Source organism: Curtobacterium phyllosphaerae, assembly GCF_049341865.1.
GTDB classification, from domain to species: domain Bacteria; phylum Actinomycetota; class Actinomycetes; order Actinomycetales; family Microbacteriaceae; genus Curtobacterium; species Curtobacterium phyllosphaerae.
The window spans coordinates 205,798-222,956 of sequence record NZ_JBMPIU010000004.1 but is presented as its reverse complement, the minus strand read 5'-3'; the positions used below and the strand labels follow the sequence as shown (position 1 = coordinate 222,956).

Annotated in this window: 14 protein-coding genes; 8 read left to right on the top strand and 6 right to left on the bottom strand. The window is 71.7% G+C overall.

Annotated elements, in window-relative coordinates; genetic code table 11:
* Nucleotides 1–84 precede the first annotated feature (84 nt).
* The 5 genes from ACO0E0_RS09095 to ACO0E0_RS09075 all read right to left on the bottom strand — a co-directional run bounded on the left by ACO0E0_RS09095 (nucleotide 85) and on the right by ACO0E0_RS09075 (nucleotide 7,297).
* Nucleotides 85–2,148 carry a glycoside hydrolase family 43 protein gene (locus tag ACO0E0_RS09095; protein WP_422871087.1) on the bottom strand — a complete coding sequence of 688 codons (2,064 nt, stop codon included), beginning with the start codon at nucleotides 2,146–2,148 and terminating at the stop codon, nucleotides 85–87.
* A 110-nt stretch (nucleotides 2,149–2,258) separates the two neighbouring features.
* The gene (locus tag ACO0E0_RS09090; protein ID WP_422871086.1) at nucleotides 2,259–4,175 is read right to left on the bottom strand and encodes a glycosyl hydrolase family 18 protein; all 1,917 of its coding nucleotides are present in this window, start codon (nucleotides 4,173–4,175) and stop codon (nucleotides 2,259–2,261) included.
* A 114-nt stretch (nucleotides 4,176–4,289) separates the two neighbouring features.
* The gene (locus tag ACO0E0_RS09085) at nucleotides 4,290–5,522 is read right to left on the bottom strand and encodes a sensor histidine kinase (RefSeq protein ID WP_422871085.1); all 1,233 of its coding nucleotides are present in this window, start codon (nucleotides 5,520–5,522) and stop codon (nucleotides 4,290–4,292) included.
* Complete coding sequence (locus ACO0E0_RS09080) at nucleotides 5,519–6,184, bottom strand: response regulator transcription factor (protein WP_422871084.1); 666 nt, start codon at nucleotides 6,182–6,184, stop codon at nucleotides 5,519–5,521. The genes ACO0E0_RS09085 and ACO0E0_RS09080 overlap by 4 nt, the downstream gene beginning before the upstream one ends.
* A gap of 60 nt (nucleotides 6,185–6,244) precedes the next feature.
* The gene (locus tag ACO0E0_RS09075) at nucleotides 6,245–7,297 is read right to left on the bottom strand and encodes a zinc-binding dehydrogenase (RefSeq protein WP_422871083.1); all 1,053 of its coding nucleotides are present in this window, start codon (nucleotides 7,295–7,297) and stop codon (nucleotides 6,245–6,247) included.
* Between the two features lie 103 nt (nucleotides 7,298–7,400).
* Between ACO0E0_RS09075 and ACO0E0_RS09070 the strand changes: the two genes are divergently transcribed.
* The 7 genes from ACO0E0_RS09070 to ACO0E0_RS09040 all read left to right on the top strand — a co-directional run bounded on the left by ACO0E0_RS09070 (nucleotide 7,401) and on the right by ACO0E0_RS09040 (nucleotide 14,412).
* A complete protein-coding gene (locus tag ACO0E0_RS09070; protein ID WP_422871082.1) occupies nucleotides 7,401–8,360 on the top strand; it encodes a DUF3097 family protein in 960 nt (319 codons plus the stop codon).
* A 72-nt stretch (nucleotides 8,361–8,432) separates the two neighbouring features.
* Nucleotides 8,433–9,086, top strand: coding sequence for a spermidine/putrescine ABC transporter substrate-binding protein (locus ACO0E0_RS09065; protein ID WP_422871081.1), 654 nt, complete (start codon nucleotides 8,433–8,435; stop codon nucleotides 9,084–9,086).
* A gap of 22 nt (nucleotides 9,087–9,108) precedes the next feature.
* A complete protein-coding gene (locus tag ACO0E0_RS09060; RefSeq protein ID WP_422871080.1) occupies nucleotides 9,109–9,564 on the top strand; it encodes a DUF3054 domain-containing protein in 456 nt (151 codons plus the stop codon).
* A gap of 117 nt (nucleotides 9,565–9,681) precedes the next feature.
* The gene (locus tag ACO0E0_RS09055; RefSeq protein ID WP_422871079.1) at nucleotides 9,682–10,395 is read left to right on the top strand and encodes a hypothetical protein; all 714 of its coding nucleotides are present in this window, start codon (nucleotides 9,682–9,684) and stop codon (nucleotides 10,393–10,395) included.
* Nucleotides 10,396–10,464: 69 nt separating this feature from the next.
* The gene (locus tag ACO0E0_RS09050; RefSeq protein WP_422871078.1) at nucleotides 10,465–11,559 is read left to right on the top strand and encodes an ATP-binding cassette domain-containing protein; all 1,095 of its coding nucleotides are present in this window, start codon (nucleotides 10,465–10,467) and stop codon (nucleotides 11,557–11,559) included.
* Nucleotides 11,556–12,404, top strand: a complete 849-nt coding sequence (locus ACO0E0_RS09045) for an ABC transporter permease (RefSeq protein WP_422871077.1) — start codon at nucleotides 11,556–11,558, stop codon at nucleotides 12,402–12,404. Before ACO0E0_RS09050 ends, ACO0E0_RS09045 begins: the two co-directional genes overlap by 4 nt.
* A gap of 19 nt (nucleotides 12,405–12,423) precedes the next feature.
* A complete protein-coding gene (locus ACO0E0_RS09040; protein ID WP_422871076.1) occupies nucleotides 12,424–14,412 on the top strand; it encodes an APC family permease in 1,989 nt (662 codons plus the stop codon).
* A 59-nt stretch (nucleotides 14,413–14,471) separates the two neighbouring features.
* Here ACO0E0_RS09040 and ACO0E0_RS09035 read toward each other — a convergent pair whose 3' ends face one another.
* Nucleotides 14,472–16,157, bottom strand: coding sequence for a long-chain-fatty-acid--CoA ligase (locus ACO0E0_RS09035; protein WP_422871075.1), 1,686 nt, complete (start codon nucleotides 16,155–16,157; stop codon nucleotides 14,472–14,474).
* Nucleotides 16,158–16,239: 82 nt separating this feature from the next.
* On the opposite strand from ACO0E0_RS09035, the gene ACO0E0_RS09030 reads away from it, so the two are divergent.
* A complete protein-coding gene (locus ACO0E0_RS09030) occupies nucleotides 16,240–17,157 on the top strand; it encodes an oxygenase MpaB family protein (RefSeq protein WP_422871074.1) in 918 nt (305 codons plus the stop codon).
* Nucleotides 17,158–17,159: the final 2 nt, after the last annotated feature.

Below are 17,159 nucleotides of genomic sequence, written 5' to 3'. Positions count from 1 at the left end.
CCGCGGCTCCATGGAGCCTGCTGCGATCGTCACGCCGCGCGCCTCCAGGCGGACGGCCGCGTCCTCAGGGCAGCAGGTCCCGCGTCAGCGGATCCCGCCGCCCACCGTCCTCGCCGTGTCCACCCGCAGGAAGTCGAACGTGCTCGTGAACCCCGAGCCGCCGAGCGAGATGAGCCCGATGCGGGGATGCGCGCCGAGGTCCGCCGTCCACGTGCCGCCCTGCACGAAGTGACGTCCGTCGACGCTCGTGGACGCGGTGTAGGCGTCCTGCCCGTCGACGAGGTGGTGCGCGATCCGGAGCGTCGTCCACTCGCCGACCGGTCCGACGACCATGTTGCCGTAGTTCGGTGCGCCCGTCGGTTGCGGGGTCACCTCCTTCCCGAACTCGGTCTGGCGGGTGTCGAAGATCGAGTTCGAGACGAGGCGGATGTAGTTGCCGTCGTCGCCGTAGACGATCAGGCCGCCCTGCACGTAGTTGACGCCGTCGCCCGTCGCCGGGGTGTCGACCTTGACGCGGGTCTCGACCACGTAGTCCCCGGAAGGCGCCGCTTCGGTGAGCACCGACGCGAGCGGTGTCTGCGGGGGATGCAGGTCGGCGGCCTGGGTCTGCCAGCGGAACGAGCCGTGGCGGACGGACCACGTCGAGGGGTCCGGCTCCCGGGTCCACGTCAGCGCGGCGGGCAACGACCGACCGGAGAAGTCCGTCGACGCGGCGCCGATGGTCCGGCCGGGGACGATGACCGGTGCGGGCGCGGCGACCGCCGCAGCACGGTCGCCGGGCTGTGCGGCGGGCGCCTGCTGCGGGGTGTCCGAGGGGCCGGCTCCGCCGCGGACGCTCGGCCAGCCGCCGTTCCAGTCGAGCTGGTCCATGAGCACAGGACGCTTGGTGTAGCCGGTCTGCCCGGCGTAGTACGGGTCGTTCCGGTCGACGGCGTGGTAGATGATCCAGTCCTGCCCCGCGAAGTCCGTGACCACGGTGTCGTGGCCGGGTCCGACCCACCGGTTCCCGTTCTGCGCGAGGAGCGGAGTGCCGCCGACGCGCGTGTCGAGGATCGACACGCCGTTCTGGTCGACGAAGGGTCCGAGTGGGCTCCGCGACCGGGCGACGAACACCCCGTAGCCCGTGAGCGAACCGTTGCAGCAGTTCGTCGCGGACCCCATGAACCACCACCAACCGCCGTGCTGCATCAGGTACGAGCCCTCGTACCGGTTGTCGATCGCGATCGGCCGCTCGGACGCCGGGTCGGACCGGAGGCCGTCCGCGCTGAGGGTCCGGACGTTCACCCCGCCGAAGTAGCTGCCGAAGTACACGTAGGTCGAGCCGTGGTCGGTGATCACCTCGGGGTCGAACTCCCACCGGTAGCCGGTGCCGTTCGCCGCGGTCTGCGGTGCCACCACGGGGCCGCCGGAGTCCGTCCAGGGGCCGGTGGGGCTGGAGCTCGTCGCCACGCCGACGGCGGAACCGCCGCCGGTCGGCCCGGTCGCGCTCGGGGTGTCCGATGCGGCGTAGTACATGAACCACGTCCCGGCACGGCCGTGCGACCCGGCCCGGTAGACCACGTCGGGTGCCCAGATGCCGTTCGCCGCACCGACCCAGGCGGGCTTCGTCGTGAAGGCGTCGCCGACGTAGGTCCAGTCGGTCAGGTCGGTGGACCGGTAGGTCGGCACGACGTGCTGCACGAGCGACCCGTCCGCGTTCAGCTCGGTCGCACTGAGTGCGTCCGAGGTGCAGTACAGGTACCAGTTCCGATCGCGACCGGCCCCGTGGACGGCGGTCGGGTCGGCGCAGCTCGCGGCCGTCTGACCGTCCGGGAGGCGCAGCGCGAGCGGGTTCTGGTAGGTCGCGGTCCGTCCGTGGTGGCGGTCCGGTGACACGGCCGCGCCCGAGGACGAGCCCGGCGCGACCGGTGCCGTCGACGCGGACGGTGCCGACGACGCGGACGGTGCCGTCGACGCGGCCGGTGCCGTCGGTGGGCTCGACGCGGCCGGGGTCGTCGGGCTCGCGGTGGTCGCGGGGTCGGCGCTCGCACTCGCGGACGGCGACGACGTCGGCGCGGCCGTCGGCGTCGCCTCCGCGGCAGCGGGCAGGACGGCCGCGCCGATCAGACTCGTGGTCAGGATGCCGACCGTCAGGAATGCGTGTCGCACGGGAGCTCTCTCTCGTCGTTGAGGAGTGGTTCGCGTCACGCTACTCCGCTCCGCGGACACCACCCGCGCCGGCACCCTGCACCGCACGGCGCGATCCGCGCCGTGCCACCTCAGCGCACCGGCACGATGGTGTCGGAGAGGTCGAGGGACCAGACCGCGACACCGGTGAGGCCGAGCTGCTCGGCGAGGGTCTCGCGCACCCCGAGCGACCTGGCGTCGGACCACCAGAGCACCTCGCCGTTCGGCAGCGTCGCCGTCCACTCGCCGACCGTGCCGTTCCAGGTCGCGGTGGCGTGTGCCGCGGCGACACGGTCGCGGGCCTCTCGGTCGGAGACCTGGGCCGCGGCGTCCGGGCCGTGCCAGTGGTACCCGTAGCCGGCGACGCCGAGGACGATCTGGTCCGCCGGTGCCAGGCTCTTCAACGCGGCGACCGACTGCGTGGTCCAGTCCAGCGCGCCGACGGGCCCCGGGTCGTTCGGCTCCCAGGGTCCGTGCTGGTCGTAGGCCATGAGGGTCAGGTGGTCGAGCGGTGCAGCGAGCGCGGCGACGTCCCATCCCTGGGCGGCGTACCCGGCCTTCGTGGTGGACGCGGCGATCGCGATGTCGAGCCGGACGGAGTCGCCGACCTTCGCCCGCAGCTCCTTCGCGAACGAGGTCAGGCCGGTCTTCTCGGCCGAGCTCATCGCCTCGAAGTCGATCATGATCGAGTCCCAGCCGCCGGTCCTGACGTCCGCGGCCAGGGCGTTGACGACCTTCGCCCGGTTCGTGGCCGACGTCAGCAACTTCTTCGCGATCGGTTCGCTGAAGTCGCCGATGCCCTCGTCGTAGTTGCTGACGAGCAACTGCGCCGTGAGTCCGTCGGCGTGTGCCCGGTCCCGGCGGACCTTCGCGTCGGTCGACGGTGCGGAGACGCCGGTCCCGTCGGTCCTCAGCAGCAGCCCGTCGACCCCGATCACGTTCACGGCGGCCGCGTTCTGGTCGATCAGGGCGGCGTCGGCGCCCTCGGGTTCGAACCCCTCGACGTCGAACCCGTCGACGGCCTTCCTCGTGGCGGCGGCACGGACGGGGGCGGCCGAGACGACGGACCTGTCGTTGGCGAGCTTCTTCACGGCGCTGAACGCACTCGACGAGGAGTGGATGCGCCAGTCGCGTTCCTTCTGGATGTCGAACCAGACGAGGGCCTTGACGTCGGGGAACTGCTTCGCGAGCGTCGGCAGGATGCTGGCGATCCACCCGGCCTTGCTGCCGCCCTGTTCGGCAGACGCCGTCTCGCCGATGATGATCGGTTTGCCGAGCCGATGCAGGACCCCGTACATGTCGCCGAACACGGACGCGAACGACTGCCAGTCGAAGTCCGGGTCGGACGTGCCCCAGTTGTACCCGTCGATCCCGGTCCAGTCGACGTAGGCGCTGCCCGGGTAGTACTCGATCGCCGCCGGAGCGCCGTCGCTGTCGGTGTTGTTCGGGGCCCAGACCCACTGCACCGCCCCGCCGGCCTCCGCAGCGAAGAGGTCGTGCACGTGACGCCAGGCGGCGACGTACAGCGCGGGGTCGTGGCCGCCCCAGCCCTCTTCCTCGTTCATCTCGGCGGCGAAGTCGAGCATGACCGGACGACGCAACGTGGCCGCACCCTTCGCCTGCTTGGTGATGAGGGCGTCGTACCTGCCGCGGACGATGTCGTGGAAGTCCGCGCCGAACGGCTCCCAGTTCACGAGCGAGGTCTGTCCGCGGCCCGCGTCTGCCGCGAGGACCGGGTCGTGGCTCCAGTCGGACTTCCAGTCGTGGTAGGTCAGGTGGATCGCCGGGGTGGTCCCGAGCGCCGCGTCGGTGGCGGCGAGGGACTGGTCGCCGTAGTACATGCCGAGCTGCAGTCCTCGTGCGTTCGTGATCGCGTCGCTGCGGGTCTCGAGCATCGGTGCCCGTGGCAGCCGGTGCGCCACCGGGGAGGTCGCGCAACCGGCGAGCATGGCGCCCACCGCGACGACGGCCGCCATGCCGAGGACGAAGCGTGTTCTGCGAGGTCTCATGGTCTGTTCTCCCCAGGTCGTGTGTGCTCGCGGCGAGGAGGCCGCGCGCTGCGGGTGAGGCCGCAGGGGCAGTCTCGCCAGGCGGACATGAGGTGACGATGAGGTTCCGCGACGTCAGACGGCCGGGAACGCGATCTCGGCGACCAACCCACCGCCCGGGGCGTCCGACAGGGTCAGCGTCGCTCCGTGCAGCTCGCTCACCCAGGCGACGATGGACAGCCCGGTCCCCGTGCCGCTCCCGGAGCCGGTGCCGCGTCGGAGGACGGATCCCCGGCGCTCCTCCGGGATGCCGGGACCGCCGTCGCGGACCGCGAGGCGCTGCGGCGTGACCGTGACGTCGACCGGCCCCGGAGCGTGGCGGAGCGCGTTGTCGACGAGGTTGCGCGCCGCCTGGCCGAGGAGGACCGGATCGCCGACGACGACGGTGGGTTCGGTCACGAGGCGGACGGACCGGGTGTCGCCGACCTCGTGCACGACCTCCTGCACGAGCTGGTCCAGACGCAGGGCGGTCCGTTCCGGTTCGAACGTCCCGGCCTCGATCCGCGCCCGCGTGAGGAGCGCCGTGATCAGCCGGTCGAGTCGGTCGACGACGCCGAGTGAGTGCTCCCGGTCGTCCGGGTCCCCGGTCTCGACGGACAGGCGGAGGGTGGCGAGCGGTGTGCGCAGTTCGTGCGCGGCCTCGGTGAGGAACTGCTCCTGCTGCGCGAGTGCGCGGGTCGCGGGGCGCATCGCGCGACCCGAGAGCGTGTAGCCGGCGAGCCCCGCGGCGGCGAGCAGCACGAGGCAGCCGAGCCCCAGCCCCAGCGCGAGCCGGTCGTGGCCGGCCTCCTGTGCCGAGAGGTCCTGCCCGACGATGACGACGGCACCGATGCGGTCGGCCTCGTTCCACACGGGTGCAGCGGCCCACACGACGGAGTGCCCGGCGCGTGTCCGGAGGCGGTCGTGCACCGACCCCTGCTCCTCGACGACGTCCGCGACCATCCCGTCGCGTTCGTCCGTCGTGAGCTCGTCCACCCGGGTGCCCTTCCGGTAGGCCGTGGACGCGACGTCGGAGGAGCGGTCCAGGCGGTAGACGCCGATCTCCGTCGCCCCGACCGCGAGCTCGTCCTCGCGGAGCGGCTCCAGGTGCAGCACGCCGCCGTCGAAGTAGATGCCGCGCGCCAGGCCACCCGCCCGCTCCGCGACGTTCGACGTCTGCACGTCGACCCCGGACGACGCGTCGATCCGCAGCGCGAGCCCGGCGAGCAGCGCGAGGCAGATCGCCGTCACGGCGGTGAACGCGACCGTCATCAGGATCCGGGTCCGGCGGAGTCGCCGGGCCGCCGTGCCGGCCGGGACCGTGCTCACGGTGCCCCGGAGAGCCGGTAGCCGGCGCCGCGCACGGTCTCGATGACCTCCGGTGGGCCGAGCCGTCGGCGGAGCTGACCGATCACGACGTCCACGACGTTCGACATCGGCTCGGTCGCGTCGTCCCAGCACCGATCGATCAGCTCGGTGCGCGTCACGACCTCGTCCGGTCGCTCGGCGAGCACGTCGAGCACGGCGAACTCCTTGGCGGTGAGCGTCAGCAGGACACCGGCGCGGGACACCCGCCGTCGTGCGAGGTCGAGTTCGACGTCGCCGACCGTCACGACCGGGACGCGGGGCGGGTGCGTCCGACGCGTCAACGCCCGGATGCGGACGACGAGTTCGGCGAGTGCGAACGGCTTGACGAGGTAGTCGTCGGCGCCGTGCTCGAACCCTGCGACGCGCTCGTCGAGCCGGCCATGCGCCGTGAGCAGCAGGACCGGCACGGCGTTCCCGTCGGCCCGGAGCGCGGACACGAAGTCGACGGCGTCCCCGTCCGGGAGCCCTCGGTCGGCGACGACGCAGTCGTACCGGTTCACCGCCATCGCGAACCCGGCCTCGGCGATGGACCCGGCCGGGTCGGCGGCCATCCCCGCCCGGACGAGCCCCGCGACGACGCGCACGCGCAGCGGGGCCTCGTCCTCGACGACGAGAACGCGCATCCGTCCCTCCGATCCCGGTCGGGCACGAGCGCCCATCCGAGATCGTATGCCGGGACCGGGCTACGGACGGAGCAGCACCTTGATCGCGCGCCGCTCGTCCATCGCCGCGTACGCCTCGGCGGCCTCCTCGAGCGGGAGCTCCAGGTCGAAGACCCTGCCGGGCTGGACCGCACCGGACAGCACGTCGGGGAGCAGCTCCTCGATGTAGGCGCGGGCGGGTGCGATGCCGCCGCCGACCGTGACGTTGTGCCCGAACAGGTACGGGAGCGGGAGCTCGGGTCCACCGGCGGGCACACCCACGTAGCCGACGTTCCCACCCGGGCGCACGACCCGGAGTGCCTGGTCCATGCTCTCCTTCGTGCCGACGGCCTCGAGTGCGCAGTCGGCGAGGTCGCCGCCGAGCAGGGCACGGACCTCGGCGACGCCCTCGTCCCCGCGGGTCGCGACGATGTCGGTCGCACCGAACTCCGTCGCGAGTGCCTGCCGGTCGGCGTGGCGGCTCATCGCGATCACGCGGTCCGCACCGAGCCGGGACGCCGCGAGCACCGCGGACAGCCCGACCGCGCCGTCGCCGACGACGACGACCGTCTTGCCGGGACCGACCTCGGCCGACACAGCGGCATGGTGGCCGGTGGAGAACACGTCGGACAGGGTGAGGAGCGACGGGATCAGCGCCTCGTCGACGGGTCCGGGGACGACGACGAGCGACGCCTGCGCGTCCGGGACCCGCACGAACTCGGCCTGCGCCCCGCCGAGCGCCTCGCCGTACGCATCGGGGGTGACGCCGAAGGTGGACTGGTGGTCGCAGCTCGAGGTGACCCCGTGCCGGCACGCCTGGCAGGTACCGTCGTTCGTGGTGAAGGGCGCGATGACGAAGTCGCCGACGTGCAGGTCGGTCACGTCGTCGCCGACCTCGGTCACGGTCCCGACGAACTCGTGTCCGATCGCGCGGGGTTCCGTCGTCTCGCGGACGCCGCGGTACGGCCAGAGGTCCGACCCGCAGACGCAGGCCGCGACGACCTGCACGACGGCGTCGGTCGGGCGGAGGATCGTCGGGACGTCACGGTCCTCGACACGGATGTCACGGGCGTCGTGGATGACGGTTGCACGCATGGATGAGCCTTCCGTTCGGCGGTCTCGGCTCGCCGCGCGGCACGTTCCGACGCGCCAGGGCGACGGAGCCGGAGGGGGACGCCACGACGTTACGCTCCTGAAGGTGGACGACGATCGATACGGCGGGGACGTGCTCTCCGGCGACTGGCGCTCGAAGGGTCGGAAGCTCGTCCGGGAGGTCCCGCTCGAACGCGACATGGTCCTCGAGGACCCGGCATCCGGATGGGCGGGTGCCGTCGTGCGGCTCGAGGCCGGCAACGTCGAGCTCGAGGACTGGAAGGGCCGCACGCGCTCCTTCCCCGCCACGGGCCAGTTCCTGCTCGAGGGCGAGCTCGTCCGGCTCGGGCGTCCCGGCGCGCCGGTGAACCGCCCCGGCGGCGGGGGACCCGGCAGCACGGTCCCGTTCCGCAAGCCGGCACCCGTCGCCGCGCCGCTCAGCCTGGGTCGACCGGGAGGACCGTTGCCGGCATCCGGACCGGCCGCCGGTCGCGCGCGCACCGCGTCCGGCAGCTTCGCCGTGGAACGGGAGCGGGCGCGGGTCGCCCTGCCCTCCCGGATCATGGTCGAGGGACGGCACGACGCCGAGCTCGTCGAGAAGGTCTGGGGTGCCGACCTCCGCGTCGAGGGCGTCGTGGTGGAGTACCTCGAGGGCGTCGACAACCTCGCGGCGGTCCTCGACGACTTCCGGCCGGACCGGGATCGTCGCGTCGGCGTGCTCGTCGACCACCTCGTGCCGGGGTCGAAGGAGTCCCGGTTCGCCGAGGCGGTGATGCGCGGGAAGTGGGGCGCGCACGTGCTCGTCGTCGGACACCCGTACGTCGACGTCTGGCAGTCCGTGAAGCCCGCGCGGCTCGGCTTGCGGGAGTGGCCGACGATCCCGCGGTCGATCGAGTGGAAGCACGGCATCTGCGACGCGCTCGGCTGGCCGCACGAGGAGCAGGCGGACATCGCTCGGGCGTGGCAGCGGATCCTCGGGCAGGTCCGGTCCTACGCGGACCTGGAGCCGTCGCTGCTCGGCCGGGTGGAGGAGCTCATCGACTTCGTCACCGGCCCGACGCACTGACCAGCGCACCCGTTCGTGCATCGTTCCGTGCGGGAACGGGTGATCCGCGCCTCCCGTCCGTACGCTTGTCCCATGGACGGGATCGACGGACGCGTGCGGAACGCCGTCGACGTCTGGCTCCGATGGCTGCCACGGTGGCAGATCGGCTCCGCCCGTCCCCGCACCCGGATCTGCCGGAAGTGCACCGGGTCCCCGATCGCGACCGCGGCCGGCTTCGGCCCGGACGTCCCGCACGCCGTCCAGCACGCCCTGATCGGCCGGGTCTCCACGATCGTCGACGCAGCGGTCGACGAGTACACCGCGAAGAACCTGCCGCTCCTCGGCCGTGAGCTCGACCGGATGGCTGCCCGCCGTCGACACGCCGGCTACCAGCCCGCCGACGGCCTGTCGCCGGAGTTCCAGGGGCTCGACATCGACCCGGAACCGACCCCGGGGGAGCCGTTCCTGTTCACGCTCGCCGAACTCGAGGGCACCGGCGCCGCGGAGCAGGTCCCGCGCGAGCCGCTGTCGGACGAGGCGAAGGCGGCGCTCCACCACGAGATCGCCCTGTCCGACGAGTGCGCGCGGGCGACGGGCACCGCCGTCTGCCTCGCCCTCGTCGACCACCGCGGACGGATCGCCGAGGCCGTCGACCGACTCGTCGAACCGCAGATCGCGGCGCTCGTGTCGGACATGTTCGCCGGGTTCGACGAGCGCGACGACCGCCCGCACGACGGACTGTTCTGAGCGGGGCTGCGACAATGGGCGTGTGACGACTCGCTCCTTCTCCTGGCTCGCCGCCGTCGTCGACGTCGTGCTCCTCGTCGTGTTCGCGCTGATCGGCCGCCTCTCCCACGGGGAAGGCGTGACGCCCTGGACGCTGTGGGTCACGGCGTACCCGTTCCTCGCCGGCTGGGCGATCGCCTACGTGACGACCGGAGGCTGGTCACGCCCGCTCGCCCTCTGGCCGACCGGTGGCGTCGCGTGGATCCTCACGGTGTTCGTCGGCATGGTGATCCGCGTCGCGAGTGGTCAGGGCGTCGAGGACGGGAACCCGCTCCCGCTGTCGTTCCTCATCGTCGCGACGATCGTGACCGGGGTGTTCCTGCTCGGCTGGCGGATGGTGGTGGGTCCGCTCGTCCGTCGTGCCGAGCGTCGTGCCGCTCGTCGTCGTCCCGAGGCGTCGGTCGAGGAGACGGTGGAGGAGCACCGCGCCGCTCGCTGACGCCGACGGTGCACAGCCCCCTGACAGCTGGGTCGGGCACATTCTGAGCAGCCGTACAGCGCGTGCTCGACGGTGCTCCGTAGCCTGAGACGCCATCGACCCCGAAGGAGCGACACCATGGGTTTCCTCGACCGGCTGCTCGGCCGTGACGACCAGCAGCAGCCCACGACGCAGGACGGGCGGGGGCAGTACGGCCGGCAGCCCGACTCGCAGTACCGGTACGGCGAGCAGTCCTACCAGGGCGGTGCGTCGTCCGGACCGGCTCAGTCGGGACCGCGGTCGGCTGACGAACAGGCTGTCGACCGGTACCGCTACCTGCTCCGCACGGCGCCGCCCGAGCGCATCGAGGAAGTCCACACCGAGGCGTTCGAGCGCCTGACGCCCGAGCAGCGCCGCATGGTGTTCGACGAGCTCTCCCGGAACGCGCCGGCCGGAGACGCCCCGCGTGCCGACGACCCACGGTCCCTCGCGCAGGCTGCGACCCGCTCCGAGATCCGCCAGCCCGGCACCATGGAGCGCTCGCTCGGTGGACTCGGGGGCGGGATGGGGGCGCAGCGGCAGGGCCCCGGGTTCGGCAGCATGCTCGGCGCCTCGATCCTCGGGTCGGTGGCCGGGTACGTCATCGGGTCCACGATCATGAGCGCCTTCCTGCCGGATCCCGGATCGTTCGACGGCGGTACGGATGCTGCGGGCGACGGCGGTTCGGAGGGTGCTGGGTCCGGAGACACCGGCTCCGACGGCGGGGCCTCGGACGGCGGCGGGTTCGACAGCGCCGGATGGGGCGACGGCGGCGGTTTCGACCAGGACCTCGGCGGCGACTTCGGCATCTGAGTCGCGAGCCCCGGCCGTGGTGGGGCGCCGGATCGCAGACCACGACGCACGACGACCGAGGAGCGGCCGATGTCGATCATCGAGGCAGCAGGGCTGACCAAGACCTACGCGTCCGGGTCGGGCCCGGTCCATGCGCTCGCGGGACTCGACCTCGACGTTCCCGAAGGCACCGTGACCGCCCTGCTCGGGCCGAACGGCGCCGGCAAGACGACGACCGTGAAGGTCCTCACGACGCTCGTCCGTCCGGACTCCGGTCGCGCCACGATCGCCGGGGTCGATGTGCTCGCTGACCCGCAGGCCACCCGTCGCTCGATCGGGGTGTCCGGGCAGTACGCCGCGGTCGACGAGAACCTCACCGGGTTCGAGAACCTCGAGATGATCGGGCGCCTCTACCACCTCGGTCGGGCGGCGTCGCGGGCCCGGGCTCGGGAGCTCATCGACGTGTTCGACCTCTCCGAGGCAGGCGACCGGCCGGTCAAGGGGTTCTCCGGTGGCATGCGGCGCCGGATCGACCTCGCGGGTGCGCTCGTCATGAACCCCCGGGTGCTGTTCCTCGACGAGCCGACGACCGGTCTCGACCCCCGGAGCAGGCTGGCGCTCTGGGACGTCATCGAGCACCTCGTCGCGGACGGTGCCACGGTGCTCCTGACGACGCAGTACCTGGAGGAGGCCGACCGGCTCGCCGACGACGTGGCGGTCATCGACGACGGCCGGGTGATCGCCCGCGGCACGTCGGACGAACTGAAGGCACAGGTCGGCGGACACCGTGTCGTCGTGACCGTCGTGGACAGTGCGTCCGCGTCCGCCGTCGTCGACGCGCTCCGGCGGCACGGGAACGGCGACGTCGAGAGCTCGGGCGACGGCCGGACGCACTCGATCGCCGTCGTGGACGGTCCGGCCGCGCTCCAGCGGATCCTCGCGGACCTCGACTGCGCCGGTGTCGCGCTGCACGACGCCGGCATGCGTCGGCCGACACTCGACGACGTCTTCCTCCGCCTGACCGGTCATGCGGCCGCGCCCGACGGCGGCGCTGACGACGGCGGGTCTGCTGGCGGCGGGGCTGCGGACGGCCGGATCGCCGGCGGCGGGTCGGCCGACGCGGCTGCGGGCGTCCGTCCTCCTGCGGCCCCGGGCCCGGCGCGCGAACGGGAGACGGCACGATGACCATCATCGGTCGGCCGTCGATCGGGCCGCTCCCGGTCGTCGTGACCGCGCCGGTCGCCGTCTGGTTCTCTGACGGCTGGACGATCACCAGGCGGAACCTCACGAAGATCAAGCGCTCCCCGGACATGCTCGTGTTCGCGGTGCTGCAGCCGATCATGTTCGTGCTGCTGTTCAGCCAGGTGTACGGCGGGGCGATCGCCGTGCGGGGAACCGACTACACGCAGTTCCTGATGGCGGGGATCTTCGCGCAGACGGTGGTGTTCGGCGCGACCTTCTCCGGCTCCGCGATGGCGCAGGACCTCAAGGAAGGGCTCATCGACCGGTTCCGCACGCTGCCGATGAGTGCGTCGGCGGTGCTCATCGGGCGGACCAACAGCGACCTCGTGCTGAACACCATCTCGATGGTCATCATGATGCTCACCGGGCTGGCCGTCGGGTGGCGGGTGAACTCGTCGCCGCTCGAGTTCGTCGGCGGCGTCGCGCTCCTGCTGCTGTTCAGCTACTCGTTCAGCTGGGTGATGGCGCTGCTCGGCATGAGCGTCAAGACGCCCGAGGTCATCAACAACGCGTCCTTCATGATCCTGTTCCCGCTGACCTTCGTCTCGAACGCGTTCGTGCCGAGCGACACGCTGCCGCTCGTGCTCCGCGTGTTCGCCGAGTGGAACCCGGTGTCGTCCCTGGTGCAGGCCGCGCGCGAGCTGTTCGGCAACGTCGGCTCGACCCGAGTCCCCGACATCTGGACGATGCAGCACCCGCTCGTGACCGTGCTGATCGGGATCGGGGTGATGCTCGCGGTGTTCGTCCCGTGGAGCGTCGACAAGTACACGCGGATCAGCGCGAAGTAGGCCCTATCCTCGACGTGAGATGAGCGCTCCCGACACGCCCCCGGCCCTGCCCCCGACGACCGCCGCGATCCGGATCGCCGCACGCCGCGACCGCGTCACGGCCTGGATGCTGCAGGGTGCCACGACGAAGGCCGCACAGCAGGGTCCGCACCAGACCGAGGTCGAGAAGACCCACTCGTGGTGGCGGGTGATGTGCCTGACCGGCGTGGACTACTTCTCCACCCTCGGGTACCAGCCGGCGATCGCTGCGCTCGCCGCCGGGCTGCTGTCGCCGGTCGCCACCATCGTCCTGGTCCTCGTGACCCTCTTCGGCGCGCTCCCGGTGTACCGTCGCGTCGCGAACGACAGCTTCCGCGGGGCGGGTTCGATCGCGATGCTCGAGAAGCTCCTGCCGTGGTGGGCCGGAAAGCTCCTCGTGCTCGTGCTGCTCGGGTTCGCCGTCACCGACTTCATGATCACCATCACCCTGTCGGCCGCGGACGCCACCGCGCACATCGCCGAGAACCCGTTCACACCGCACTGGTTCACGGACATCCCGGTGCCGCTCACCCTGGCGCTCATCGCACTGCTCGGCGTGGTGTTCCTCCGCGGGTTCCGCGAGGCGATCGGCATCGCGGTCGGCCTCGTCGCGGTCTACCTCACGTTGAACGTCGTGGTCGTGTTCGTCGCGTTCGTGCACGTCTTCCAACGGCCGAGCGTGGCGAGCGACTGGTGGACGGGGCTCACGACACAGCACGCGAACCCGCTCGTCATGATCGGCATCGCGCTCGTGGTGTTCCCGAAGCTCGCCCTTGGCCTGTCCGGGTTCGAGACCGGCGTCTCCGTGATGCCGCAGGTCACCGGGGACCCGTCGGACGAGCACACCGAACGCCCGGAAGGCCGGATCCGAGGGACGCGTCGCCTGCTCACGACGGCGGCCATCATCATGAGCTCCTTCCTCATCCTGTCGAGCATCGTGACGACGTTCCTGATCCCGCAGCGGGAGTTCCAGCCCGGCGGGCAGGCGAACGGGCGCGCGCTCGCCTATCTGGCGCACGAGTACCTCGGGGGCGTGTTCGGGAGCATCTACGACTTCTCGACGGTCGCGATCCTCTGGTTCGCCGGCGCGAGCGCGATGGCGGGTCTGCTCAACCTGGTGCCGCGGTTCCTGCCCCGCTACGGCATGGCACCGCAGTGGGCTCGCGCCGTCCGGCCGCTCGTCATCATCTTCACGCTCATCGCCTTCGCGATCACGATCATCTTCCGCGCCGACGTGGACGCCCAGGGTGGGGCGTACGCGACGGGCGTGCTCGTCCTCATCTCCAGCGCCTCCGTCGCGGTGACGCTCTCGGCACGACGCCGACGGCAGCGGAAGCGCATGATCGCGTTCGGGTTCGTGACGGTCGTGTTCTTCTACACGACCGTCGCGAACGTCATCGAACGCCCGGACGGTGTCCGGATCGCCGCGATCTTCATCATCGCGATCGTCGTCGTGTCACTCGTGTCCCGGGTCCGCCGGTCGTTCGAGCTCCGTGCGTCGTCGATCGAACTCGACGCCGTCGCCCGGCAGTTCGTCGAGGCCGACGCGGACCAGTTCAGCACGATCTGCATCATCTCGAACGAGCCCGGGTCCGGGACCGCCGAGTCCTACCGCGAGAAGGGTCGCGTGGAACGCCGGAACGCGGGGATCCCGGCGCGGGTGCCGACGATGTTCCTCGAGGTGCTGCCGGCCGACTCGTCGGACTTCGAGGAGGACCTCGTCGTCGAGGGCGTCGTGACGTCCGGCTTCCGCGTGCTCCGGGTCCGGTCCGGCAACGTGCCCAACACGATCGCGTCGACACTGCTCGCGATCCGCGACCTCACCGGTGTCGTCCCCGGCATCTACTTCGAGTGGACCGAGGGCAGCCCGATCCGCAACATGCTGCGGTTCCTGTTCACCGGCGGGGGCGAGGTCGCCCCGGTCACCCGTGAGGTCCTCCGCGAGGCCGAGGCGGACGTCACTCGTCGACCGGCCGTGCACGTGTCCTGAGGGGTGCGGTCAGCGTCCGTCCACGATCCGGTCCCGGACCTTGCCCGTGGGGGTCGCGGTCAGCGTCCGTCCACGATCCGGTCCCGGACCTTGCGACGGAGCACCTTGCCGATCATCGACCGCGGCAGGTCCTCGACGACGACGATGCGCCGCGGGACCTTGTAGGCGGCGAGGTGCTCGCGGGCGAACTCGCGGAGGGCGTCGGCGTCGAACGATGCCGGGTCGGTCGGCACGACGGCCGCGACGACCTGTTCGTTCCCGCCCTGCGTGATGCCGACGACGGCGACCTCGCGGACGGCGGGCGAGGCGATGAGCGCGTCCTCGACCTCGGACGGTGACACGTTGAACCCACCCGTGATGATCAGCTCCTTGAGCCGGTCGACGATCGCCACGTAGCCGTCCGCGTCGATCGACACGATGTCGCCGGTCCGGAACCAGCCGTCGGCCGTGAAGGCCTCGTCCGTCGCCTCGGCACGGCCCCAGTACCCGGAGAACACCTGCGGGCCCTTGACGAGCAGTTCGCCGGCCTCCCCGACGGGCACGTCCCGCGACGGGTCGTCCGGGTCGGCGACGCGGATGTGCGTCGACGGGAACGGCACGCCGATCGTGCCGAGTCGCCGACCGTCGGACACCGGGTTCGCCATGATGACGGGCGAGGTCTCGGACAGACCGTAGCCCTCGACGAGGGTCCCGCCGGTGCGTTCCTCCCACGGCTCGATGACGTCCTTGCTGAGCGGCATCGCGCCGGAGATGCCGATCTCGATCCCGCGGAGCGAGATGCCCGCGGCGTCGGCGGCGTGCTGCAGCCGAGCGTAGATCGGCGGAACGGCGGGCAGGAACGTCGGCGGGTGCTTCTTCATCGCCTTGAGGACGAGCGCGGGGTCGAACGCGGGGAACAGCACGAGGCGGGCGCCCATGCTCATCGCGAAGGTGAGGCAGAGCGTGAGCCCGTAGGCGTGGAACATCGGCAGGATCGCGTACACCGTGCAGTCGCCCGGGGTGATCTGCGGGATCCAGGCGCGTGCCTGGGCGGCGTTCGCGATGAGGTTCCGGTGGGACAGCACGGCACCCTTCGGCGAGCCCATCGTCCCCGAGGTGTACTGGATGAGGGCGACGTCGTCGGTGGCCGGTCGCGGATGGCGCCGGCGGAGCCGACGGCCGTCCACCAGGTCGTCCCACTTCGTCGTGCCGCGAACCGTCGTCGTCAACCGGTCCCTGGACTCCCGCGCCTTTGCGAGCGGGAGCGCCAGCGCGGCCCGGGTGCTCCTCGGCATCGCGCGCGTCAGGTCGACCGACACGATCGCGCGCTGCCGGAGGTCGGACGGGAAGTCCTGGAGCGTCGCGACCGTCTTGTCCCACACGATCGAGACCTTCGCCCCGTGGTCCTCGAACTGGTGCCGGAGCTCACGCGGCGTGTACAGCGGATTGTGCTCGACCACGATCGCACCGAGCCGCAGCACGGCGTAGAACGCGACGACGTGCTGTGGACAGTTGGGCAGGACGAGCGCAACACGGTCGCCGGCGACGACCCCGAGCCGGCGGAGACCGTTCGCGGCCCGTTCGATCTGCCGCTGCAGCTCCGCGTACGTGGTCGTCCGGCCGAAGAACTCGAGAGCCACGTGGCGTGGGAACCGGCTCGCCGAGGTCTCCACGATGTCCGGCAGCGAACCGGTCGGTTCGTCGATGTCGTGCGGAACTCCGGGCGCGTAGCTGGCCAGCCATGGCCGTGGCGTGTCGTTGCTCACGCCGACCACCCTAGAGGCCCGACCGGGAGGGCGCTGGGAGCGGACCGTGCAGGATGTCAGGCGCGCGGCGGACAATTCGGACATGGTTTCCCTTGCCACTGCGATGCGCGATCGGCTCAACGAGACGTTCACCGGCAGTTCCACCACTCGCCCGGCGTGGATCGACGATCTCGAGCACGGCACCGATGCAGGGTTCTTCGGGCCGGACTCCGCGACGTGGGCGGTGCACGGCGGCATGTCCACGATCGTCGCCGGGATCCGCGCGCTCCTCGTGCAGGCCCTGCACCCGGGTGCGCTCGCCGGCGTGTACGACCACTCCCGGTTCCGCGAGGACCCGTTCGGGCGTCTGGCCGGCACCATCCGCTGGATCTACACCGTCTCGCACGGCGACACCGCCACCGCCACCGCCGGCAGCGAGTGGGTCCTGCGCCTGCACGAGCGGGTGCACGGGACGTTCGTCGACGGGCACGGGGTCACCCGGGACTACACCGCGAACGACCCGGACCTGCTGCGGTGGGTGCATCTGGCCTTCGCGGACGGGTTCCTGCGGAGTGCCGAGCTGTGGGGCGGACCGATCCCGGGCGGTGCGGATGCGTACGTCCGGGAATGGGCGACGGCAGGGCGGTTGATGCACGTCGTCGACGCGCCGGAATCGGACGCCGAGCTGCGTGCGGCGATGGACGGGTACCTCGACCGGGGCGAACTCGCGGTAAGTTCACGGACGCTCGAGGTGGTGCGGTTCATCCGGAACCCGCCGCTCGCCCGCCTGCTGCAGCCCGGCTACCGGGTGCTCTTCGAGGGAGCGGTCGCCTCGCTCGACCCGCGGCACCGGAAGCTGCTCGGACTGCGGACGCCGTCCATCGGGCCACTCCAGGCCCCGGCGATCACGTCGACGAAGCTCGTGCTCGACGGGATCGGCCGGGTGCTCGGCGGTCGGCCCGGGACCGAGCGGGCAGCGCTCGTCCGGATCGAACGACTCCGCGCCCAGGCTGTGGCCTGAGC

Bases quoted from the DNA above. Each gene is read 5' to 3' on its own strand.
- ACO0E0_RS09030 (WP_422871074.1), top strand. From the start codon at position 16,240: ATGGTTTCCCTTGCCACTGCGATGCGCGATCGGCTCAACGAGACGTTC.
- ACO0E0_RS09050 (WP_422871078.1), top strand. From the start codon at position 10,465: ATGTCGATCATCGAGGCAGCAGGGCTGACCAAGACCTACGCGTCCGGG.
- ACO0E0_RS09075 (WP_422871083.1), bottom strand. From the start codon at position 7,297: ATGCGTGCAACCGTCATCCACGACGCCCGTGACATCCGTGTCGAGGAC.
- ACO0E0_RS09065 (WP_422871081.1), top strand. From the start codon at position 8,433: ATGGACGGGATCGACGGACGCGTGCGGAACGCCGTCGACGTCTGGCTC.
- ACO0E0_RS09055 (WP_422871079.1), top strand. From the start codon at position 9,682: ATGGGTTTCCTCGACCGGCTGCTCGGCCGTGACGACCAGCAGCAGCCC.
- ACO0E0_RS09080 (WP_422871084.1), bottom strand. From the start codon at position 6,184: ATGCGCGTTCTCGTCGTCGAGGACGAGGCCCCGCTGCGCGTGCGCGTC.
- ACO0E0_RS09090 (WP_422871086.1), bottom strand. From the start codon at position 4,175: ATGAGACCTCGCAGAACACGCTTCGTCCTCGGCATGGCGGCCGTCGTC.
- ACO0E0_RS09045 (WP_422871077.1), top strand. From the start codon at position 11,556: ATGACCATCATCGGTCGGCCGTCGATCGGGCCGCTCCCGGTCGTCGTG.
- ACO0E0_RS09040 (WP_422871076.1), top strand. From the start codon at position 12,424: ATGAGCGCTCCCGACACGCCCCCGGCCCTGCCCCCGACGACCGCCGCG.